Source organism: Pigmentiphaga sp. (assembly GCF_033795525.1).
Lineage (GTDB): Bacteria > Pseudomonadota > Gammaproteobacteria > Burkholderiales > Burkholderiaceae_B > Pigmentiphaga.
Window position 1 is genome coordinate 74,800 of the sequence record NZ_JARYGM010000012.1, and the last position, 19,373, is coordinate 94,172.

Below are 19,373 nucleotides of genomic sequence, written 5' to 3' on the forward strand. Positions count from 1 at the left end.
ACGGCCTTGCGCGGGATCCGGCAGGGGCGGATCCGGGCGCGGGCGGCGCTAGGCCGCCCGGTGGGTGGTCCCGCTTGCGGCGTCGTAGCCGTAGATCCAATCGACGGGGAGCGGCGGTGGCGGCGGAACCCGCTGGTTGTTGAGGAATTGCTGGCGCGCCTGCAATTGCACGCGGCTGCCCCGGGGCTGTCTTTCTCGTTCGTAGGCGGCCAGGGCCGCCGCCGGATCAGCGCTGCCTTGCTCCAGATGCCGCGCTACGGCGTAGCCATCCTCCAGCGAAATGGCCGCGCCCTGTGCCAGGGTGGGCATCATGGGATGAGCGGCATCTCCGAGCAGTGCAATGCGGCCTTGCACCCAATGCTCCAGCGGATCGTGGTCGTAGATGCCCCATTTGAAGGCCTCCTTGGCCTGCGACAGCAGATGCAGCATGCCGGGGTGCCAGCCGGCATAGGCCTGCAGCATCTCGTCCTTGGAGCTCGGCACGGTCCAGTCGTCGGACGCCCACTCGGTCGAGACGCGTCCGGCGAAGATGTTCAAAAGCTCGCCGCGGCGCAGCGGATAAAACAGCACATGACCCGTGGGGCCCAGCCAGCCTATGTATTCCGAACCGTTCAGCCGCGTGGGCAGCTTGTCGGCGGCGCGGTGGAGTTCTTCCATGGGAAGGATGATGCGCCAGCAGATCTGGTTGGTGAAGCGTGGCGCGCGCGAGCCGAAGAGCTGGGCGCGTACGGCGGACTTGATGCCGTCGGCGCCCAGGACGATATCGCCCTCGATCTCCCGGCCGTCCTCGGTGCGCATGATGGCGCCGCCCTCGGCATTGGCCACGCCGGCGCAGGCCACGCCCGTATGGATGGACGATTCGGGTACGCGCGAAAGCAGGAGGCGATGGAGGTCGGCCCGGTGCGCCGTATGATAGTTGGCGCCGAACACCTCGCGCATTCTTCCCTTGAAGCGCTCGCGGACCACGACCTCGCCGGTGTCCCACTTGATGGACAGGCGCTCGGTGGGTTCTGCCGCGATGCCCATGAATTCGTCTTCCAGGCCGAGAGCGCGCAATACCTTGACGGCATTGGGGGCGATCTGCAGTCCGGCGCCCACTTCGCCGAGCTGGCGAGCCCGTTCGTACACCTCGACTTCGAATCCCTTCTGGTACAGCGCCGCGGCCGCCGTCAATCCGCCGATACCGGCCCCGACCACGATGACCTTCAGCCTGCGGCTGCCCGCCGTTCCACCCATGTCTCCTCCAGTACAGCCGGCTCGACTGTTCGTTTTATTTCTGTCTATATGATGGTTTCTGCCTCCGTAATGTAGCGAGCGGCGCCCGCGTGGAGAAACAACATATTTCGATTAGGCGAGAACGGAAATTTATAGGTGCGCGGCCGGCCCTGCGGTCTACGGCGCCGCGATGGAAAGCGGCGACAGCGGTTCGGAATGCGGCCGGTTCGCCAGTAGTTCGAACTCGGCCACATCGTGGCCGCAGCACACGGTGACCTCCGATCCGTGGCTGCGTACCAGTTCACGTAACCGCGCCTGGTTGTCCAGCCGCGCCCGGCGGTCATGTTCGAGCATCCATTGATAGAACCTCAGGCCGAGCGGGCAGCCTGGCGCTACGGCGTCCATTTCCCGCTCGTGGAAATAGGCGTCGCCGGCCTGCAGCAGCCACCCCTCGGCCCCCGCGACCGCGACGCCGGCATGGCCCAGCGTGTGCCCGGGCAACGGGACCAGGGCCAGCTCCGGCGGCAACCCGTCCAAAGGCCGGGCGCGGCGAAAGCCGAACCAGGTATCGCCCTCGTCGCTGCGATAGACCTTCCATCGTTCCCGCGATCCCCATTGCTGCGGACGGAAGCGCTGCCTGTCCATCCAAGTCTTGCGCGCGAATGCGACCTCGCGTTCCGCGGCCAGGAGATGCACCGTGGCGTAGGGGAAGTCATCCAGTCCCCCGGCGTGGTCGAAATCCAGATGCGTCAGCACGATATGCCGCACGTCCTTGGCGGTGTAGCCGATGGCTTCGATTTGCCGTATCGCGGTCATGGACCTGCGCCATTCCGGCTTGACCAGCGCCAGGAAGAAGCCGCTCAAGCGTTCACGCGGCGCTTCGACGTCGCGCAGCCCGAGACCGGTGTCGATCAATGCCAGGCCTCCCGATGGAAGCTCGGCCAGGATGCAATGGCAGCATAGGCGTCCCCGCCAGGCTGTCAGGGGCGATCGGCCGTCCATCAGGCGGCCGCCGGCCGGGCAGGTTGAAATGCAGTTCAGGTGATGTAGCCGCATTGTGGCCTCTCGGTGGTGACGAGCCGGGTGCCTGGCCGTCCGTGGTTTGGCTGCTGTGTTCCAGGCAAACGCTTGCTCCTGTGAGTGATGCCTGGCGGCGTGCGCCTGGCGAGGCATGTCGCTTGCTACCAGAATCTCGCCCCTGTATGGGATCAACGTTCATTGGCGGGCACGGCACGGCTTTGCCAACGGGAAAGCCCGTCGTGGTCCGTGTCGGGAGAGTCGTGGTGCGCAAACTTATCGGGAAGGCGATGTGCGTGGTCTTGGCCGCGGCCGCCCAGGCCTGGGCCAAGGACCCCTCGGGCACTGATATCCAGTATGTCACGCAGGTCGGCCATAGCAGCCGTTTCGAGATCGAGGCCAGCCAAATGGCGGTGCAAAGAGGGTCGAACGATTACATCCGGGACTTCGCCAAACGGATGGTTTCGGACCACACCCGTATCGAAGCCGAGTTCAAGGCCTATGCATCGAGCCGGAACATGTCGCTGCCCACGGATCCGGACGTTGGACAGAAGGCGGTGCTGGCCTCGCTGGGAGGCAAGACCGGGCCGTCCTACGACCGGGAGTTCGCCCAGGAGGTGGGCGTGGATGCGCATCAGCGCGCCATCCGGTTGTTCGAGGAGATGGCCGTGCACGCGACCGACGGTCAGCTGCAAGCGCTTGCCAAGACGCATTTGCCGACGCTCAGAGAGCACGAGCGGCATGCCAAGGAGCTGCTTGCCAAGGTGGAAAGCGGCGAGGCGCAGCGTCCCAGGCAGGAGGGAGGCAACCCCGGCCCCGGCATCCCGCATCCCATTCCGCCGGACCGGGCTTCTCCGCCGGTCACGGCGCCTTCCGGAGAGCCGGATCGGGGAACTCCGGTCCCGTCGCGCTAAGCCGGCCGCGTAAGGCTCGACCTATCCGGCCAATGTGTACTTGCCGGACATATCGGCCTGCACAAGCGCGTCAGGCAGATTTGTTCTTCGTGATCAGGCCGTAGATGATCAGCAGTACGATCGCGCCGATGACCGAGGCGATCCATCCCGCCGCCTCGCCGGGCTCGTACCAGCCCATGGCCCGTCCGGCATACCCGGCGATCAGGGAGCCTGCGACACCCAGCACGATGGTCATGATCCATCCCATGCTGTCGTTGCCAGGCTTGATCGCCCGTGCAATCAGACCAACTACCAAGCCGACCAGCAGTGTTCCGAGAAAAGACAACATGCTTACCTCCTAGGGGTGAGTCGGGGCTGGCCCCGCGGGTTGTGCGCGCCATCATGCCACATTTCGAGCCCGGCAGGCGGGGGCCAGTGGCAGGCAGGCGACGAAGCGCTCAGCGGATGGTGTAGCCCCGGCCATACATGCAGTCGTTGGCCAGGCCCGATTGTCGTTCGGCATTGGTCAGGCCGTCGTTGACACCCGAGCCCACGCCGGCGTTGATGCCGCGATAGGACGGGGCGCCGGTGCCCGGCGCGGTGATGCGTGCTTGCCGTTCGCACTGGATGCGGTCCCGTTCGGCCTGGTCGGACGATGCGGTCGCCTTGTACCAGGAGGTCGGGTCAGAGGCGCAACTGGCCAGCGCCAGCACGGAGATGAGGGCGGCGAGATTCTTGTTCATGTGGGAGTCCGTCCGAAAGGGGCCCGCTCTGTGGTGTTGCGGGAAGATACGTCCATTGTATTCAAAGGCGCCGCTCCCGCGGGTGTTTCGTACGCAGCACGCCGGCGTCTTGCCCCGGTACCGCCGCCATCACAGCTCGTCGTCGTATTCCAGATATTCCAGTTCGGCGAGCCTTCGCCGCAGCGCGCGCGCATCGATCTCACCGTTGGGCGCGTAGTTCAACGACAGCTGGCGAAGATCGCCGTCGTAGGGGTCGTCGCTCGTGCGGTTGGGTAGGGATAGCTCGAAGGCCGCGAGCCGGCGCTGCCTGAGCTGGCGCATGTACTGGAGTATGTTTTTCATAGGGAAGCTTTGCGGTCCGGCGGGCCGAAGGGCGCCGGGCACCACGAGTACTCGATACTTCCTTCGTTATAGACCGTTTCCGTGAGCCTGGCTAGGACGGGAGCGGCGGCGGCTTCTGCGGGTACGCGATTTGCTGTCCCCCTCGGCGAATTCCCGATTGGAGAAGCGGCATGCCTTACTACGCCGAGGATGGGACCGCCCCGCATTGCCAATACCAGCTTTGTGTGTCGGGATACGGGGTATACGCGCGGGACCCGGCCGGCAAGGTGGTAAGAATCGGTAGCATTGCGTCGGACGACGGCGAACTGGCCTACCATCTGGACGTGGATGGGCTGCGCGCCGCAGGCTTCCTGACGACGGAAAAACTGCTGCAAGACGTGGCGGCAAAACTGGCTTACGCGTCGTTGCACCGCTTTTTCACGGCGGCTTCCGCCTTGCCGCCGCTGGCTCAGGAGCCGACGGCCCTGTGTCTGCTGCTGGACAACGAGGAGCCCGGCGAGCATCCCCCCGCGGGTAGTGCCGCCGAGTGAGGTCGCCGCCGCATGGGCGCCACGCTTCCCTGGCGGGAACGACAGGAGGACGGAGTGGGACAGAACAGGTCTTGCCGGGTGCTGGTGGTGGACAACTACGTCAGTGCCGCTGAAGCGCTGGCCGAAGCATGCGGTCGGTTTCATGATGTCAAATTTGTCGGCGGCGGATCGGCCGCGATGGAAGTGGCGCTGGCGTGGCGGCCCCACGTGGTGATTCTCGACATCGACATGCCGTCGCCCAACGGGCTGGAAGTCGCGACCATGATCCGGGATATGTCCCACCTGCAGCCCGTGACGCTCATCGCGGTGACCGGCCGCAGTGCGGCTTTCGGGCAGGAAGAAGCCCTGGCCCACGGTTTCGACGACTATCTGACCAAGCCGGTGGACGTGGAAAAATTGTTGGCGCTGATTGCCGAGCACCAGCCGGCGCCCTCGACCAGCGGCCGCTAGGCGTCGCTGACCGTCCGGGACCGCCCGGCGCCGTACGCTACCCAGGCCTGTATGCCCGCCATGGTCACCATGAGCCACAAGGCCGGCAGCCAGCTGCCCGTGGCGTCGCGCAGGACGCCGCATACGACCGGGCCGGCGGCCCCGATCAGGTAGCCGAGGCTTTGCGCCATTCCGGACAAGGATGCGGCCTGGTGCGTGGAGGCGGCGCGCAAGCTGATGTAGGCCAGCGACAATACCAGGCTGCCGCCCAGTCCCGCCCCGCCTATGCATATCCAGACGACGGTCCAGGCCGGATAGAGCGCCATGCCGGCAAAGCCGATCAGGCATAGCAGCGATATGGTCAGCCCGAGGCCTTTCTGGTCGCGCAGGCGGCCCGAGAAGGTCGAGGTAGCGATGTTGCCGAGCAGCGCGGCCAATTGCAGCAGCGACACCATCCATCCCGCCTGTGTTGGACTCATGCCGGTTTCGTGCAGCATGGAGGGCAGCCAGGCCACCAGGATGTAGAAATTGAAAGCCTGGATGCCGGTGAAGAGCGTTACTTGCCAGGCCAGCCACGACCGCCAGACGTTGACGGGAGCGCCCGGGCTTCCCGGTTCGGCGATGGGGCTGGCGGCGGCATGGCGCGCGCGAGCCAGCCACACCACGGCCGCCGGGACGGTTAGGATCAGCACGCAGGCCAGCGAACTGCGCCAGCCGCCGGGCAGGGCGTCGGCCAGCGGTACGGCGATGCCCGCGGCGGTGCCGGAGGCCAGGGTCATGACGACGGAATAGAGGCCGGTGAGCGGGGCGATGCGCTGGGGAAACTCGCGCTTGACCAGGGCCGGCACCATGACGTTGCCGACGGCGATGGCGATGCCGCCTATCAGTGTGCCGAGGAACAGCGGTGCGATGCCGGGCATCGAGCGCATGAGGATGCCGGCGGACAGGCCGGCCATGGCGAGGAACAGCGTGCGCTCGAGGCCAAGGCGGCGCCCTGCCACGGGCGCCAGTATCGAAAACACGCCGAAGGCCAGCAGCGGCAAGGTGTTGAGCAGGCCGGCACTGCCGGCATCCAGGCCGGTCGAGGCGCGGATGTGCCCCAGCAGCGGTCCGATACCGGTCAGCGGGGCGCGCAACGTGGCGGCCACGAGCAAGATGCCGAGCAGCGCTATCGCTGGCGACACGGCGGGGGAGAGGGCGGAGGAAGTCTCGGTTTTCATGTTTTTGTGGCTAGGCGCCTGACAGGGCAGGTCCCGTCCGGGAATGCGGCTTGCAGCAGGGCACGGCGCCAGGGCGGCAGCCGATGGTGTTCGGCGACGTGCTGGCGTATAAGGAAAGCTCGAAAGAAGAACGACAACGCGAACAGCAGAATATCGGAGGCACGCCATGCCGCATCGACTTGCTGCCGGAGCGACGCCGCTGGCCACCAAGAGCGGCGTGCGCTTCACCCTTTTCCACGAGACGCGCGGTCCGCAAGTCTTCGAAGTCGACGCGCAGGTGCTGCGCACCCGCTTCGGCGCGCCAGACGATCGCGTCGATCATCTCCTGACGGCCTATCTGGCAGGACAGGCGGAAATCCACGATGTGGCTACGACGGTGGCGGCGGGCCGCCAGGGGCCGGTAACGCGCCTTGGGCCCGAGGATTTCGTCTGTCGGGGCAAGTCGTAACGGGGGAGGGGTGTTCAAGCCTGGTCCGTCGACGTAGCCTGCGGCCCGGCCGGCAGGTGGAGGGCCATGAGGACGTGGACGATGCCTGCCTCTAGGAATTCATCACCTTCGGCCCGGAATCCGCGAGTTTCGTAGAACGGCTGGGCGCGGGTCTGCGCATGCAGCAGCAAGCGCACGTGTCCTCGCCGGCGGGCCTCTTCGATCAACGCGTCGAGTATCGCGCCGCCCACGCCCAGCCCGCGCGCCCGGCGATGTACCGCCATGCGGCCGATGTGGCCATCGGGCAGCAGCCGCCCGGTTCCCACTGGTGTGCCAGAGGCATCATAGGCGACGGCATGCAGCGAGACGGCATCCGCCGCGTCGTATTCCAGTTCGCGCGGAACGGCTTGTTCATCGATGAAGACGGCTTGGCGGATCGGCGCGGCATCGTGTTGCAACTCGCTCCACGTCCCGATCACCAAGCGAATGGCAGGCCGCGTCATGCGGACACCCGCCCAGATGCGGCGCGGGTGGGGGCGGGGCGGGAGGAGTCGGGTGTGACGGGTCGGTTCATGCTGGCGATACGGCCGCGGAACGGACGGCCGCGGCGGGTTCGGTTGGCAAAGGCTCTAGCTTAGTCGATCCGCACGTCGGCTTGCTTGATGATGGCCCGGTATTTCGCCGCTTCGGTGCGAACGAACTCCGCGAACGCCGGGCCGGCCAGCGCCTTGGGCACCGCGCCCATGGTCTTGATATGGTTCAGTACAGCTTCGCTCTTGAGGGCGTCCGCGGCGGCGGCCTGCAGCCTGGCGATCACCGGCGCCGGCGTCTGCGCCGGCACGAACAGCCCGAACCAGGCTTCCGTGTTGTAGCCCTTGAGTCCTGCTTCGTCCAGGGTGGGAACATCGGGCAATTGCGGCGAACGGGCGAGGCTGCTGACCGCCAGCGCGCGAAGCTTGCCCGCCTGGATCTGCTGCGAGACGGTCGGGATATTGATCAGCAATGCCGAGATCTCGCCCGCCATGACAGCCGTGACCGCAGGCGCGGCGCCCTTGTAGGGCACGTGGGGGATATCGGCGCCCGCCATCGAGTTGAACAGGATGGCCGACAGGTGCGACAGGCTGCCGTTGCCGCCGGAGCCGACGTTGAGCTTGCCGGGATGGGCGCGCGCGTAGGCGATGAACTCGCCGATGTTCTTCGCCGGCAGCGAGGGATTGATGACCAGTACGTTGGGCGCGCTGGCCAGCAGCGTCACCGCCGTGAAATCCTTGGCCGCGTCATAGGGCAGCCTGCTGTACAGGCCGGGCGTGACGGCGTGCGAGCTGGCGTTGCCCAGCAGCACGGTGTAGCCGTCGGGCGGCGCCTTGGCGACGATGTCCGAGGCGATGCTGCCGCCGGCGCCGGGTTTGTTTTCCACCACCAGGCTCTGCCCCAGGGCATCGCCCATGGCCTTGCCGACACTGCGCGCCAACTGGTCCGAACCGTCGCCCGGCGGAGCCGGCACGACCAGCCGGATCGGCCGGTCGGGGTATTGCGCCCGCACGCCGGGAGCGGCGAGTCCCGCGAGGGACAGGCCGACGGTCAAGGCGGCCGATGCGCGCCACAGTCTGGTCACGAGTGTCATGGCAGTTCCTTCTGGGTGGGAAAACGGCGGTCAGCCGACCAAAGCCTGCAGGCCGAAGAACTCGACGGCGTTGCCGGCGCATATGGCGCGCCGGTCGGCGTCGCTCAGCCCCGGCTGCTCCGCTACCAGCTTGCCGATGGACTGTTCGCCGAGCGGGAACGGATAGTCCGAACCCAACATGATGCGGTCGGTGCCCATCACGTCAACCAGCAGCCGCAGCGCGCCCGGATCGAACACGGCCGAGTCTACGTAGAATCGCTTGACGTATTCCGAGGGCGGGCGCGGGCAGTCCTGCCGCACGATGTCGCGATGCTTCCACGCGTTGTCCACGCGGCCAAGCATGAAGGCGAACGAGCCGCCGCCGTGCGCGAAACAGATCCTCAGCGATTCGGGAATACGTTCGAAGGCACCCGATAGGATCAGCGACAGGATGCCGAGCTGCGTTTCCGCCGGCATCGCGACCAGCCACGGCAACATCCACTTTTTCATGCGGTTGCCGCCCATCATGTCCCAGGGGTGGACCAGCAGCGGGATGCCCTCGTTCGCGCAGTGCTGCAGGAAGGTCACGAGGCCTTCGTCGTCCAGGTCGCGGTCGCCCAGGTGGTTACCGATCTGCACTCCATGGTGGCCGCTGGCCTTGGCGCGGGAGGCTTCCCGGCACGCAGCGTCGACGTCCTGCAGCGGCACCTGTGCCAGCGGCACCAGCCGCTTGGGCGCGGCCGCGCAGAACTCCAGGGCGAGATCGTTCATGCGCTGGGCCCAGGGCATGACTTTGTCGGTGGCGAATTCATAGCCGAACATGATGGGCGTGGCACAGGTGATCTGGATGTCCACTCCCTGCGCGTCCATTTCGGCCAGCCGTGCCTGCGGGTCCCACAGGGCGTCGTAGACCGGGCGGAACGGCTTGTCGGCGCGCATGATCTGGCCGGTCTTGCCGCCTTCGTCCACGCGCAGCCAGGGAGCGCGCTCGACGCTCAAGGCGGCTGCTTCTTCCTGCGAGATGCGCGGGAAGTGGTGTGCGTGCATATCGATTTTCATGATGGAACCTGATGAAGTCTCGTTGTATGGCGGCGGCTCAGAGGGGCTTGTAGGCCACGGCCTTGATCTCGATGCGCAAGTGAGGGTGCGGAAGCTGGTGGACGGCCACCGTGGTGCGGGCGGGGCCGTCGTAGTCGAAGAACTCGCCGTAGACCTGGTTGTAGCCGCCGAAGTCCGCCATGTCGACGAGGAAGGTCGTAATTTCGACTACATCCGACAGCGAGGCGCCGGCAGTGGCGAGGATGTCGCAGATGTTTTCCAGGACGGCGCGCGTCTGGGCCCCGATATCGAACTTGGTCGTGCCCAGCGCATCGACCTCCACGCCGGCGAAAGAGTTGTCGGGCCGGCGCGAGCTGGTGCCGGAAACGAACAGGAAGTCGCCTGCGCGCTTGATATGGGGATATTTGCCCCGCGGGGTGGCCTTGCCGGCCACGACATTGGCTTGGGTCGTCATGGTTTCTCTCTTTTCCTGGTACGGCGTCCCGGGGTACGGGACGGTGGCTAGGGGAACGCGTAGAGTCTAGGGAATACTTCTATGAAAGAAGAATGAATTTCTGGGGAACTGGTATTCAATTTGGCTATGGGGTGGTACATCACCGGCGTAGCTGGGCACCGGCCCGCCGCCGCCCGTGGGCGCGCCCAGGGGATAGCCGTATATCATGATCCCGTTTTATGCCTATCTGCTTCCTATGGGGAACCCGTCCATGATCGTCATAGAAATCACTCGCCCAGGCGAGCCTGAAGTGCTGCAGCCTGCCGAACGCCCGATTCCCCAGCCGGGTCCCGGCGAAATCCTCATCAAGATTGCGGCGGCGGGCGTCAATCGGCCGGATGTCGCGCAGCGCCGCGGCACTTATCCTCCGCCGCCCGGGGCCTCCGATCTGCCCGGGCTGGAAGTGGCCGGGACGGTCGCGGCGCTGGGCGACGGCGCCGCCGGCTTTGCCGTGGGCGACCCGGTCTGCGCCTTGGTCAACGGCGGCGGCTATGCCGAATACTGCACCGTGCCGGCCACCCAGTGCCTGCCCGTGCCCGCGGGGCTGGGCCCGGTGGAAGCTGCCGGTCTGCCGGAAACCTACTTCACGGTGTGGAGCAACGTCTTCATGCGGGGCCGGCTGTCCGGCAGCGAGTCGCTGCTGGTGCATGGCGGGGCCAGTGGCATCGGCACCACCGCCGTGCAACTGGCCAGGGCGCTGGGCCACCCGGTATACGCCACCGTGGGCAGCGACGAGCGGGTCACCGCCGTGGAAAAGCTGGGCGCGACCGCCGGCATCAATTACCGCACCAAGGATTTCGTACAGGAAATCAAGCGGCTGACCGACGGACGCGGGGTGGATGTGATCCTGGACATGGTCGCCGGCGACTACGTGGCGCGCGACATCCAGTGTCTGGCCGATGACGGCCGTATCGTACTGATCGCGTTGCTGGGCGGCGTGCGCGGGGAAATCGATTTTGGCAAGGTACTGAGCCGGCGCCTGACGATCACCGGTTCGACGCTCCGGCCCCGGTCCGCCCAGTTCAAGGGCGAGGTGGCGGCCGCGTTGCGCCAGAACGTGTGGCCGCTGTTCGAGTCGGGGCGGCTCAAGCCTGTCGTCTACGCGACCTTCCCGCTGCGCGAGGCAGCCCGGGCGCACGCCCTGATGGAGTCGGGCCAGCACGTGGGCAAGATCGTGCTCACCGTCTGAAATCCGTCGGGCACACCCGGCAAAACGCAGGGGTTTGCCCGGACCGGTGCAGAGTCGGGCCAGAAGCCGATACAATCGATATTTTGCCCGAGCCTATATGTTGGCTGCGCGGGCGTTTTTCGATTCCTGTCGATGACCACAACACAGAAAATCCGCCGCCTGGTGCTCGGCAATTGGAAGATGCACGGCAGCTTGGCTGCCAATGGGCAACTGCTCGCGGCCATTCGCAGCGGCTGGAACCAGTCGTCCCATGCCGCGGCATGCGACGTGGGCGTCTGCGTGCCGTTTCCCTATCTGGCCCAGGCCGAATCGGCACTGACCGACTCCGACATCGCCTGGGGTGCGCAAGATCTCAGCGTCCACGATCAGGGCGCCTATACCGGCGAGGTCTCGGGCGCGATGCTGGCCGAATTCGGCTGCCGCTACGTGCTGGTGGGGCATTCCGAGCGCCGCGCCATGCATGGCGAGACCAGCCAGCTGGTCGCGGAAAAAGCCAAGGCCGCGCTGGGCGCCGGCCTGACGCCCGTCGTCTGCGTGGGCGAAACCCTGGCCGAACGGGAAGCGGGCCGTACGCTGGCCGTCATCGGCGAGCAACTTGCGCCGGTATTGGCCCTGGGCAAGGAAGCAGTGGCTGCCCTGGTCCTGGCCTACGAACCGGTCTGGGCCATCGGCACCGGCAAGACGGCCAGCCCTGAACAGGCTCAGGAAGTGCATGCCGCGATGCGCGCCGCGGTCGCCCAGGCCGGATGCCCGGGCGTGCGGCTGCTTTACGGCGGCAGCGTCAAGGCGGCCAATGCCGCTTCGTTGTTCGCCATGCCCGATATCGACGGCGGCCTGATCGGGGGCGCCTCGCTCGTGGCCGAAGAATTCCTGCGCATCGCCGAGGCGGGCGCGACAACCCGGAGTGCTTGAATGTCCGTACTACTGACTGTCCTGCTCATCGTGCAGGTCGTTTCCGCATTGACGATCATCGTCCTGGTACTGCTGCAGCAGGGCAAGGGGGCCGACATGGGCTCAGCCTTCGGCGGCGGGTCGGCCGGCAGCCTGTTCGGCGCCGCCGGCGCAGCCAACTTCCTGTCGCGCACCACCAAGTGGGCGGCGGTGGTCTTTTTCATTACCACGGCCGCGCTGGCCTACCTGGGCCGCCCGGCATCGTCCGTGCCCGAGGGCGGCGTGATGGAAAACCAGCCCGACCTGTCGGTGCCCGCCGTGCCCGGCACGGCGCCTGCCCCGGCGGCGCCGGACGCTTCGGTGCCCACCGTTCCCTCCGCGCCCCCTGCGGCCGAGACGCCGGCCCCCGCTCCTGAAAGCACGCCGGCGCCCCAGAATGCCCCGGCTGCGCCTACCGCGCCTGCTACGCCGGAAGCGCCCAAAAACTAAAACGATGCCGTTATCGGGCCCGCAAAATGTTATATACTAGCGGGCTCACGCAAGCCGTCGTGGTGGAATTGGTAGACACGCTATCTTGAGGGGGTAGTGGCGAAAGCTGTGCGAGTTCGAGTCTCGCCGACGGCACCAGGATACAGTATCGAGCAGTACCAAGAAGTCTACGAAACCCGCGATTCTACTAGGAGATCGCGGGTTTTTCGTTTCTGGAAGGGAAGTTCCACCTCCGATCGACCTCCCAAGCAAGAGTCTAAGTACGGATATATCCCGTATTGCGCCTGCGATGCGCGGCCACAGGGTGCGGTTCCACATATACCGCTATGTGTGCTATATGGTGCAACGCCATGACTTCCATGTGATACCCGCCATCAACCGAAGTTAATTGTTGCGGTATAGCGTCGTGCGGATAATTTCTTCGAGCTTTCGAACGAAGGAATGTCATGAACAATACGGCCGCCCCGACCTCTCTTGTCGATTCCACCAGCGTTGTGGCCACGCGCGAGTATGGCAGTGGCGCTGTACTTGGTGTTGCCGTCCCGCAGGCGAATCCGGTCGTGGAGCCGGAACTTTCGGCCCTGCTGCCACCCGGGTTCTCCATGCTAGTCACGCGGCTGCAGGGGAGCCGCAGCGAGTCCGGGAGGCGCCTGGTGGATTACCTGACGAACCTTCCGGCGAGCCTTGAAGCCTACGATACTGCCAAGCTGGACGTTCTCGGTTACGCCTGCACAGGCAGTTCTTATCTTGTAGGGGAAGAACAAGAGCGGCGGGCGCTGGATGCTGCTTCGGACCGGTTCGGCTATCCCATTATTTCCGCCGCACAGGCACTGCGGCTAGCCTTGAAAGACTTTGGTGCCCGGCGCGTGGCGATTTTTGCTCCGTATCCGCCCTTTCTTGTCGAGGCGAGCAAGCACTATTGGACGGGCATGGGGTTGACCGTGGTCGATTGCGTTTCGGTCGATCTGGACACCGGCGATACGCGGGATATCTACAACATAACAACGCCGCTAGTGATGTCGTCCTTCGGTAAGCTGAAGTGGCAGGACGCCGATGCCATTATGTTCACGGGCACGGGGATGCCTACATTACGCGCCCTGATAGAGGTTTCTGCCATCACGGGCAAGCCAACGTTGTCGTCGAATCTTTGCCTGGCATGGGCAATGGTACGGGCAGCAGGCGGGGAAGAGTACCTGGGGGTGCCGCGTCCGAACGAACCTTTGTTCGGCGGGTGGGCCAACCGCATTCCTGTCTAGTTCATCTACTCGGTCATCCAGACCGAAAACACAAGGAGAGTCGCATGAACGCCTTCAAGCAGGCGTGGCGTAGCCGCGTCCGTATTCCTTTGATGGCTGCTTTATCGATGGTGGTCTGCGTCCCAGTCTGGGCAACGGATTACCCAAAACGTCCAATTACCTTGATCGTGCCGTTCGCGCCCGGGGGGCCTACGGACGTTACGGCGCGGATTTTCGCTCGCGCTATCACGTCGGAACTTGGACAGAGCGTAGTGGTGGACAACAGGCCCGGCGCTGGAGGAACGCTTGGCGGCGGAATCGCGGCGCGCGCCGCGGCCGACGGTTATACGTTGCTCTGGGGAGGGACAAGCACGCTGGCTGTCGCGCCATCTCTGTATTCATCTTTGCCATATGAGCCGCTCAAGTCATTCCAACCGGTTAGCCGTGCGGTGCGAGGACCATTGGTTCTCGTGGTCAGCAGCAAGCTTCCCGTTCATACGGTGGCCGATGTCGTAGCGCTGGCAAAGTCCAAGCCGGGGAGTCTGAATTTCGGTTCGGCGGGGGTTGGGTCGATCATTCACCTGACTGGTGAGCTGTTCAAGTCGCGGGCCGGTATCGACATGGTCCACGTTCCTTACAAAGGCAATGCGCAGGTGCTGACGGATCTCGCCGGCGATCATCTCGACATGGCCTTCGTGGCTCTTGGCCACATGTTGACCCATTTGAACGATGGAGGCTTGCGACCTATCGCCATCACAAGCTCGGCGCGCAACTCGCTGGTACCGGATCTTCCGACCATGGCAGAAAGCGGTTATCCAGGCTTCGAGTCGCTGGAATGGTTCGGGCTGGTGGCGCCTAAGGAAATCCCTGCCGACGTGCTTGAAAAGCTGAACACTGCGTTCCGCCATGCCAGCACACAACAGGCAGTCAGGGCTGACGTTGCTCGCTTGGGCTTCTCGCCGGTGGAAGAGACGCCACAGCAATTTTCAGAGGCGATCGCTGCAGAGAGCGCGAAGTGGCGGCAGGTCGTAAAGGAAGCCAATGTTTCGGTGGAGTAGTTGCACAAAGATATGCTGGCCGCCAGCCGTGCCATCGAAATTCCGGAAGGCTTTTCGAGTCTTGTCATTCTCCGATGTAGTGCTGTTTTGATTGAAATCCTAAATCTATGAAAGAAAGAGAGTTGGCTACCTCGGTGGCCATCGTGGGTGCTGGTCCAGTGGGCTTGTCCCTGGCAATTGATCTGGCCTGGCGTGGGATTGATAGCTTGGTAATCGAGAAAGAAAGCGGTCACGTTACCCATCCGCGTGCCGGCTTCATTTCTGTACGGACTATGGAGTTTTTCCGCCGCTGGGGAATAGCGCGCGCCGTGCGAGAGAGCGGGTTCCCCGATGATTTCGCGCTTTCTATCGAGTTCTGCACAAGCCTTTCCGGGCACACCCTCGCACGGGACGAGTATCCGAGCATCGGCGCGATGCCTCTACCGCATTGGTCTCCGGAGAAGAAGCAACGTTGCCCCCAGCATTGGCTTGACCCCGTACTGAAGATGGCTTTGCGGGACAGCCGGCATGGCAAATTGCTGGTCGACACTGCTGTCGAGAGTTTTGAACAAGACGGAAGCGGGGTTCGCCTGCGGGCGAAAAATACCCGGCTGGGGCATTCCTTGACAATTCACGCCGATTACTTGGTCGGATGTGATGGAGCGAACAGCACGATACGTTCTGGGTTAGGCATAAGCATGGAGGGCAAAGGTCATCTGAACTACTCCATGAGTGTGCTGTTCTCCTGCCCGGACTTGCTTCGGCAATGCGGGAAGGAAGCGGCAGAGCGATTTTTGCTTATTGGCCCGGAGGGAACGTGGGGCAACGTGACGGTAATTGATGGCAGAGAGGTTTGGCGTCTGACGGTATACGGATCAGCTTCGAAGTTCGATCTGGATTCCTTTGATGCTCGCGCATGGGTGCTGCGGGCACTCGGGACGGATCAGATCGACTTCGAGATCATTTCAATCTTGCCCTGGAAACGCGCAGAGCTGATAGCCGAGTGCTATGGAATCGATAGGGTACTCCTTGCAGGAGATTCGGTTCATACCATGTCTCCGACCGGTGGCATGGGCATGAATACCGGATTGGGAGATGTATTCGACCTGGGCTGGAAGCTCCAGGCGACGCTTGAAGGGTGGGGAGGTCCGAAGTTGCTTGCTTCCTATACCGAGGAGCGCAAGCCGGTGGCGATTCGCAACGCTGCATATTCAACGCACAACTACAAGACCTGGGTGTCGCCTAGGCGCTGCGAATATTTGCTGGAAGACAGCAAGCGAGCAGAGGCGGCGCGAAGAGAGATCGGCGAAAACATGAAGCGCGCTACTCAATATGAGTGGCAATCGTGGGGGTTGCAGATGGGATATCGCTACGAAGGTTCTCCTATCTGCGAGCCGGATGGCACGCCCCCGACCCCCGATGACTATTCCGCATATGTACCCACCGCGCGACCTGGTTCACGGGCTCCTCACATTTGGCTTGCTCCAGGCCACTCGATTATCGATCTCTTCGGAAAGGGCTTCACGCTATTGGTTTTCGATCAGGCAGCTATAGAACAGGCCCAGTCGTTCACGCGCGCAGCCGCACAGCGTGGTGTGCCGCTGATCGTTAGACAAATCGGTGAACCAGGAGCGGCGGAGTTGTATGAGACTCCGCTGGTATTGGTACGACCTGACGGACACGTCGCTTGGCGAGGTGCAGATGCCGAATCGGCTGGCGACGTCATTGACACCGTTCGCGGGGCACATTGAGGAGAGCTGGAATGTCCACAATATGGCATCACATCATCCCGGAGGAGGATCGCGCTGCATCCCGCGCGGCGGGTTTTGGTCGTCCCTCTGGACTCGGGCACCGGCCGGCGCTACTGATCATCGACGTACAGTACCGTACTGCAGGTACACGTCCCATGCCGTTCGACTTGGCCATCAAGGAGTTCGCGACGTCTTGCGGCGAGATCGCATGGCAGGCGATCGGTCATATCGCCGAATTGCTGGCTTTGTTCCGGGAAAGAAATTGGCCTGTCCTCTATCCATACGTGGCGCCCAAATTCGGCTTCGATCAGGGGCGCCTGACGGAGAAGGTCCCGACCATGATGGAGATTCCCGCCAAGGGCTACGAGTTTGTCGAGGCGATCGCTCCGCGTGCCGGTGATGTCCTTTTGCCAAAGAAGCATCCCAGCGCATTCTTCGGCACCCCGCTGGCCAGCTACTTAGTCAATACGGGCGCGGATACGCTGGTCGTGACCGGATGTGCGACGTCGGGATGCATTCGTAGCAGCGTCGTCGATGCGTTTTCCTATAACTACCGCGTCGCGGTTCCCGAAGACGCTGTCTATGACCGGAATCAGACTTCGCATGCCGTCAACCTTTACGACATGGCCGAAAAGTATGCAGACGTCATGGATACGAAGGCTTTACTAAAAGCACTTTCTGAGCTCGGCCATGCAAACGCCCAGGAGATATCGAAGTGATTAAGTTCGAGCACGGCAACCACCGGTACGATTACAGCCCGATCGTTTCGCGCCCCGTTTATGAGTGGCCTGGTGGCAAACGCTTGGCTGTCTACTTTGCGCTTAACGTGGAGGGTTTCGAATTCGGGCGGAACCCTGGCAACGACTTTACGTCGATGCCGGCCGCGCCCTATCACCGGGGATATGCCTATCGCGACTATGGTAACCGGGTAGGAGTATGGCGGATACTCCGGGAGTTCGACGCATTCGAATTTCCGTTGGCAGTACTCGCGAACGGGTCGGTTTACGATGTGTGCCCTGAGGTCCTTGACGCCTGCCGGAAGCGCGGGGATGAAATGGTAGGGCATGGGCGAACCAACTCCGAGCGCCAGGCGGACATGTCCGCTGAGGCGGAGCGAGCTATGTTGAGGGATGTGAAGGAATTGTTCGAGCGGCATGAAGGTAGGCCGCCAGCGGGCTGGCTCGGACCGTTCATTTCACAGAGCCCGAATACTCCAGAGTTGCTCAAGGAGTTGGGGTGGAAATACATGCTGGACTGGTGGTTCGACGATCAGCCCATGTGGTTTCGTACCGAGCAGGGGCCGATCTTGGCCGTTCCCTATCCATCAATGGAGCTCAATGACCTGCCCGCTTACGTAAATCGGGGTGCAAGTGACGAAGAGTTCACCAAGATGGCGATCGATGCATTCGATGAACAGCTTCAAGAGTCGGAACTGTACCCGATGGTATATTGCCTGTCCTTGCACACGTTCTTGACCGGTCAGCCGCATCGAATCAGGCAATTGCGGCGGATCCTGACGCATATCGCCTCGCAGCGCCACCGGGTTTGGCTTACGACGCCGGGGGCGATTGCCAGTCATGTCGAAAGTTTGGAGCCCGGCATTGTCCCAATGCGGTAAGCCAAGGACGCTGCGCCGGAGCGTCCCTACTCCTGTGTTAGGTGCCGGGCATGGATATCCGCCAAATACGCTGCTTTGTAGCGCTTTACGAAGAAGGGAGCATCACGCGCGCTGCGCGCCGAATGCATGTGGTTCAGCCGGCCATCAGTCAACAGATTAAGCGGCTCGAGGCTTACCACGACGTCCAGCTATTCGCACGCGATGCCCATGGTGTAAGGCCGAACGCCCTGGCCCATGAGTTCTACCGGCATTGCATTCGTGTATTAACGGAACTCGAGCGGGCCAGTGCAGTATTGTCGCGCGGATCGGATCGATTCAGCGGGAAGATATGCGTGGGCGCCCAAGCGTCGTTCCATCAGTACGTGATGCCGAGAGCTTTGGAGCGATTCCGCGATCTGTATCCGGAAGTAGAGGTATTGTCCCGCGACGGCTATCGCAGCGATTTGATCAGTTGGCTGATCGCAGGAGACCTCGATTGCGCATTGCTGAGTACGACCCAGGATCTCCTCAATATGCAGACTCGCGATGTCTCGACGGAGGCACTGGTAGTCGTCGGACACCGCGATACGCTGGCGGGACGGGAAGCCATTGGGGGCCGAGAGTTGGCTGAATGGCAGTTAGTCTTACCATCGCGCTATAAATCGATGCGTAACCTGATTGACGCCCATTTCGGATTACAAGGGATTACGCTAAGACCGGAATTAGAGGTTGATTCGCTGCAAAGTCTTTTGCACATTACGCTACGACCCGGTTGGCTCTCGATCATTCCTCCCATGGCACTGTCCTCGGAGCTGTTCGGGGGCATCTTGCGGAGCGTGGCGCTAGTGGATCCCATTATTCGCCGGAAGGTCGTCGTTGCATGGCCTCGGCATAAATCGTTGCCTACCCCGGTGGATAGATTCGTATGTACGCTATCCGAAATACTGGCGGATATCCCGGGAGTCGAGATTCATGAGCCGGGTCCTGCGTCGGGCGTAGAGAGTTGAACTGTGGGATTTGGGCCGGCGGAGGGGATAGCCGCATGGAGGCGTCTGCGCTTCTTTGCCGGACATCGTTGCGCGGCCTCGGCGGCGCAAGGCCGCCCGCCACCGTGCAACCGCCGATCACCGGCCATCCCTGCACAGGTATAGTCAAGAGCGGCACGGAGCCAGGATGGTGGCTGTCGTGCCTTCGACCGAAATCTGCTGCATGT

General features: G+C 63.4%; 23 protein-coding genes and 1 tRNA gene. 14 read left to right on the forward strand and 10 right to left on the reverse strand.

Going from position 1 to position 19,373, the window contains the following annotated elements; all coding sequences use genetic code 11:
- Positions 1-48: 48 nt before the first annotated feature.
- Together QHC78_RS18965 and QHC78_RS18970 are read right to left on the reverse strand one after the other, a co-directional pair.
- On the reverse strand, positions 49-1,236 hold the full coding sequence (locus QHC78_RS18965; protein WP_319747347.1) for an FAD-dependent monooxygenase: 1,188 nt from the start codon (positions 1,234-1,236) through the stop codon (positions 49-51).
- 156 nt (positions 1,237-1,392) lie between these two features.
- Positions 1,393-2,271 (reverse strand): MBL fold metallo-hydrolase, encoded by an 879-nt coding sequence (locus QHC78_RS18970; RefSeq protein WP_319747348.1) that lies wholly within the window; start codon positions 2,269-2,271, stop codon positions 1,393-1,395.
- A 227-nt stretch (positions 2,272-2,498) separates the two neighbouring features.
- Between QHC78_RS18970 and QHC78_RS18975 the strand changes: the two genes are divergently transcribed.
- Entirely contained in the window at positions 2,499-3,146 is a 648-nt protein-coding gene (locus tag QHC78_RS18975) for a DUF4142 domain-containing protein (RefSeq protein ID WP_319747350.1), read from the forward strand.
- 70 nt (positions 3,147-3,216) lie between these two features.
- On the opposite strand, the gene QHC78_RS18980 is transcribed toward QHC78_RS18975, so the two are convergent.
- The 3 genes from QHC78_RS18980 to QHC78_RS18990 form a co-directional block, all read right to left on the reverse strand.
- Positions 3,217-3,474, reverse strand: a complete 258-nt coding sequence (locus tag QHC78_RS18980; protein WP_319747352.1) for a GlsB/YeaQ/YmgE family stress response membrane protein — start codon at positions 3,472-3,474, stop codon at positions 3,217-3,219.
- Between the two features lie 109 nt (positions 3,475-3,583).
- Positions 3,584-3,868 carry a hypothetical protein gene (locus QHC78_RS18985; protein WP_319747354.1) on the reverse strand — a complete coding sequence of 95 codons (285 nt, stop codon included), beginning with the start codon at positions 3,866-3,868 and terminating at the stop codon, positions 3,584-3,586.
- 129 nt (positions 3,869-3,997) lie between these two features.
- On the reverse strand, positions 3,998-4,210 hold the full coding sequence (locus QHC78_RS18990) for a hypothetical protein (protein WP_319747356.1): 213 nt from the start codon (positions 4,208-4,210) through the stop codon (positions 3,998-4,000).
- A gap of 170 nt (positions 4,211-4,380) precedes the next feature.
- On the opposite strand from QHC78_RS18990, the gene QHC78_RS18995 reads away from it, so the two are divergent.
- Both QHC78_RS18995 and QHC78_RS19000 read left to right on the forward strand, forming a co-directional pair.
- Entirely contained in the window at positions 4,381-4,740 is a 360-nt protein-coding gene (locus tag QHC78_RS18995; protein ID WP_319747358.1) for a hypothetical protein, read from the forward strand.
- A gap of 54 nt (positions 4,741-4,794) precedes the next feature.
- Positions 4,795-5,190 carry a response regulator gene (locus tag QHC78_RS19000; RefSeq protein WP_319747360.1) on the forward strand — a complete coding sequence of 132 codons (396 nt, stop codon included), beginning with the start codon at positions 4,795-4,797 and terminating at the stop codon, positions 5,188-5,190.
- Here QHC78_RS19000 and QHC78_RS19005 read toward each other — a convergent pair.
- Positions 5,187-6,389, reverse strand: coding sequence for an MFS transporter (locus QHC78_RS19005; RefSeq protein WP_319747362.1), 1,203 nt, complete (start codon positions 6,387-6,389; stop codon positions 5,187-5,189). The two genes, QHC78_RS19000 and QHC78_RS19005, sit on opposite strands and share 4 nt — an antisense overlap.
- Positions 6,390-6,555: 166 nt before the next feature.
- Here QHC78_RS19005 and QHC78_RS19010 point away from each other — a divergent pair, with 166 nt between their 5' ends.
- Positions 6,556-6,837, forward strand: a complete 282-nt coding sequence (locus tag QHC78_RS19010; RefSeq protein WP_319747364.1) for a hypothetical protein — start codon at positions 6,556-6,558, stop codon at positions 6,835-6,837.
- 14 nt (positions 6,838-6,851) lie between these two features.
- On the opposite strand, the gene QHC78_RS19015 is transcribed toward QHC78_RS19010, so the two are convergent.
- The 4 genes from QHC78_RS19015 to QHC78_RS19030 all read right to left on the reverse strand — a co-directional run bounded on the left by QHC78_RS19015 (position 6,852) and on the right by QHC78_RS19030 (position 9,932).
- On the reverse strand, positions 6,852-7,319 hold the full coding sequence (locus QHC78_RS19015) for a GNAT family N-acetyltransferase (protein WP_319747365.1): 468 nt from the start codon (positions 7,317-7,319) through the stop codon (positions 6,852-6,854).
- Positions 7,320-7,450: 131 nt separating this feature from the next.
- Positions 7,451-8,440, reverse strand: coding sequence for a Bug family tripartite tricarboxylate transporter substrate binding protein (locus tag QHC78_RS19020; RefSeq protein ID WP_319747367.1), 990 nt, complete (start codon positions 8,438-8,440; stop codon positions 7,451-7,453).
- Positions 8,441-8,470: 30 nt separating this feature from the next.
- Positions 8,471-9,478, reverse strand: coding sequence for an amidohydrolase family protein (locus tag QHC78_RS19025; protein WP_319747369.1), 1,008 nt, complete (start codon positions 9,476-9,478; stop codon positions 8,471-8,473).
- A gap of 37 nt (positions 9,479-9,515) precedes the next feature.
- Positions 9,516-9,932: a RidA family protein gene (locus QHC78_RS19030; RefSeq protein WP_319747371.1), complete on the reverse strand. Its 417-nt coding sequence runs from the start codon at positions 9,930-9,932 to the stop codon at positions 9,516-9,518.
- Positions 9,933-10,182: 250 nt separating this feature from the next.
- On the opposite strand from QHC78_RS19030, the gene QHC78_RS19035 reads away from it, so the two are divergent.
- From QHC78_RS19035 to QHC78_RS19080, 10 genes are all read left to right on the forward strand, one after another.
- On the forward strand, positions 10,183-11,160 hold the full coding sequence (locus tag QHC78_RS19035; protein ID WP_319747373.1) for an NAD(P)H-quinone oxidoreductase: 978 nt from the start codon (positions 10,183-10,185) through the stop codon (positions 11,158-11,160).
- 132 nt (positions 11,161-11,292) lie between these two features.
- Positions 11,293-12,072 (forward strand): triose-phosphate isomerase, encoded by a 780-nt coding sequence (tpiA, locus tag QHC78_RS19040; RefSeq protein ID WP_319747375.1) that lies wholly within the window; start codon positions 11,293-11,295, stop codon positions 12,070-12,072.
- A complete protein-coding gene (secG, locus tag QHC78_RS19045; protein WP_319747377.1) occupies positions 12,073-12,540 on the forward strand; it encodes a preprotein translocase subunit SecG in 468 nt (155 codons plus the stop codon).
- A 53-nt stretch (positions 12,541-12,593) separates the two neighbouring features.
- A tRNA-Leu gene (locus QHC78_RS19050) sits at positions 12,594-12,678 on the forward strand.
- A gap of 308 nt (positions 12,679-12,986) precedes the next feature.
- The gene (locus QHC78_RS19055; protein WP_319747380.1) at positions 12,987-13,796 is read left to right on the forward strand and encodes a maleate cis-trans isomerase family protein; all 810 of its coding nucleotides are present in this window, start codon (positions 12,987-12,989) and stop codon (positions 13,794-13,796) included.
- 44 nt (positions 13,797-13,840) lie between these two features.
- The gene (locus QHC78_RS19060; RefSeq protein WP_319747382.1) at positions 13,841-14,833 is read left to right on the forward strand and encodes a Bug family tripartite tricarboxylate transporter substrate binding protein; all 993 of its coding nucleotides are present in this window, start codon (positions 13,841-13,843) and stop codon (positions 14,831-14,833) included.
- Between the two features lie 107 nt (positions 14,834-14,940).
- Entirely contained in the window at positions 14,941-16,563 is a 1,623-nt protein-coding gene (locus tag QHC78_RS19065; protein ID WP_319747384.1) for an FAD-dependent monooxygenase, read from the forward strand.
- An 11-nt stretch (positions 16,564-16,574) separates the two neighbouring features.
- Positions 16,575-17,282 carry an isochorismatase family protein gene (locus QHC78_RS19070; protein ID WP_319747386.1) on the forward strand — a complete coding sequence of 236 codons (708 nt, stop codon included), beginning with the start codon at positions 16,575-16,577 and terminating at the stop codon, positions 17,280-17,282.
- Positions 17,279-18,181: a polysaccharide deacetylase family protein gene (locus tag QHC78_RS19075; RefSeq protein ID WP_319747388.1), complete on the forward strand. Its 903-nt coding sequence runs from the start codon at positions 17,279-17,281 to the stop codon at positions 18,179-18,181. The genes QHC78_RS19070 and QHC78_RS19075 overlap by 4 nt, the downstream gene beginning before the upstream one ends.
- A gap of 50 nt (positions 18,182-18,231) precedes the next feature.
- Positions 18,232-19,167, forward strand: coding sequence for a LysR family transcriptional regulator (locus QHC78_RS19080; protein ID WP_319747389.1), 936 nt, complete (start codon positions 18,232-18,234; stop codon positions 19,165-19,167).
- Positions 19,168-19,373 lie beyond the last annotated feature (206 nt).

Excerpts from the sequence above, each read along its gene's own strand:
- QHC78_RS19005 (WP_319747362.1), bottom strand. The coding sequence starts at position 6,389 with ATGAAAACCGAGACTTCCTCCGCCCTCTCCCCCGCCGTGTCGCCAGCG.
- QHC78_RS19070 (WP_319747386.1), top strand. The coding sequence starts at position 16,575 with ATGTCCACAATATGGCATCACATCATCCCGGAGGAGGATCGCGCTGCA.
- QHC78_RS19065 (WP_319747384.1), top strand. The coding sequence starts at position 14,941 with ATGAAAGAAAGAGAGTTGGCTACCTCGGTGGCCATCGTGGGTGCTGGT.
- QHC78_RS18990 (WP_319747356.1), bottom strand. The coding sequence starts at position 4,210 with ATGAAAAACATACTCCAGTACATGCGCCAGCTCAGGCAGCGCCGGCTC.
- QHC78_RS19020 (WP_319747367.1), bottom strand. The coding sequence starts at position 8,440 with ATGACACTCGTGACCAGACTGTGGCGCGCATCGGCCGCCTTGACCGTC.
- tpiA (WP_319747375.1), top strand. The coding sequence starts at position 11,293 with ATGACCACAACACAGAAAATCCGCCGCCTGGTGCTCGGCAATTGGAAG.
- QHC78_RS19080 (WP_319747389.1), top strand. The coding sequence starts at position 18,232 with ATGGATATCCGCCAAATACGCTGCTTTGTAGCGCTTTACGAAGAAGGG.
- QHC78_RS19035 (WP_319747373.1), top strand. The coding sequence starts at position 10,183 with ATGATCGTCATAGAAATCACTCGCCCAGGCGAGCCTGAAGTGCTGCAG.
- QHC78_RS19030 (WP_319747371.1), bottom strand. The coding sequence starts at position 9,932 with ATGACGACCCAAGCCAATGTCGTGGCCGGCAAGGCCACCCCGCGGGGC.
- QHC78_RS19025 (WP_319747369.1), bottom strand. The coding sequence starts at position 9,478 with ATGAAAATCGATATGCACGCACACCACTTCCCGCGCATCTCGCAGGAA.
- secG (WP_319747377.1), top strand. The coding sequence starts at position 12,073 with ATGTCCGTACTACTGACTGTCCTGCTCATCGTGCAGGTCGTTTCCGCA.
- QHC78_RS19010 (WP_319747364.1), top strand. The coding sequence starts at position 6,556 with ATGCCGCATCGACTTGCTGCCGGAGCGACGCCGCTGGCCACCAAGAGC.
- QHC78_RS18965 (WP_319747347.1), bottom strand. The coding sequence starts at position 1,236 with ATGGGTGGAACGGCGGGCAGCCGCAGGCTGAAGGTCATCGTGGTCGGG.
- QHC78_RS19055 (WP_319747380.1), top strand. The coding sequence starts at position 12,987 with ATGAACAATACGGCCGCCCCGACCTCTCTTGTCGATTCCACCAGCGTT.
- QHC78_RS19015 (WP_319747365.1), bottom strand. The coding sequence starts at position 7,319 with ATGACGCGGCCTGCCATTCGCTTGGTGATCGGGACGTGGAGCGAGTTG.
- QHC78_RS18985 (WP_319747354.1), bottom strand. The coding sequence starts at position 3,868 with ATGAACAAGAATCTCGCCGCCCTCATCTCCGTGCTGGCGCTGGCCAGT.
- QHC78_RS18995 (WP_319747358.1), top strand. The coding sequence starts at position 4,381 with ATGCCTTACTACGCCGAGGATGGGACCGCCCCGCATTGCCAATACCAG.
- QHC78_RS18970 (WP_319747348.1), bottom strand. The coding sequence starts at position 2,271 with ATGCGGCTACATCACCTGAACTGCATTTCAACCTGCCCGGCCGGCGGC.
- QHC78_RS18980 (WP_319747352.1), bottom strand. The coding sequence starts at position 3,474 with ATGTTGTCTTTTCTCGGAACACTGCTGGTCGGCTTGGTAGTTGGTCTG.
- QHC78_RS19060 (WP_319747382.1), top strand. The coding sequence starts at position 13,841 with ATGAACGCCTTCAAGCAGGCGTGGCGTAGCCGCGTCCGTATTCCTTTG.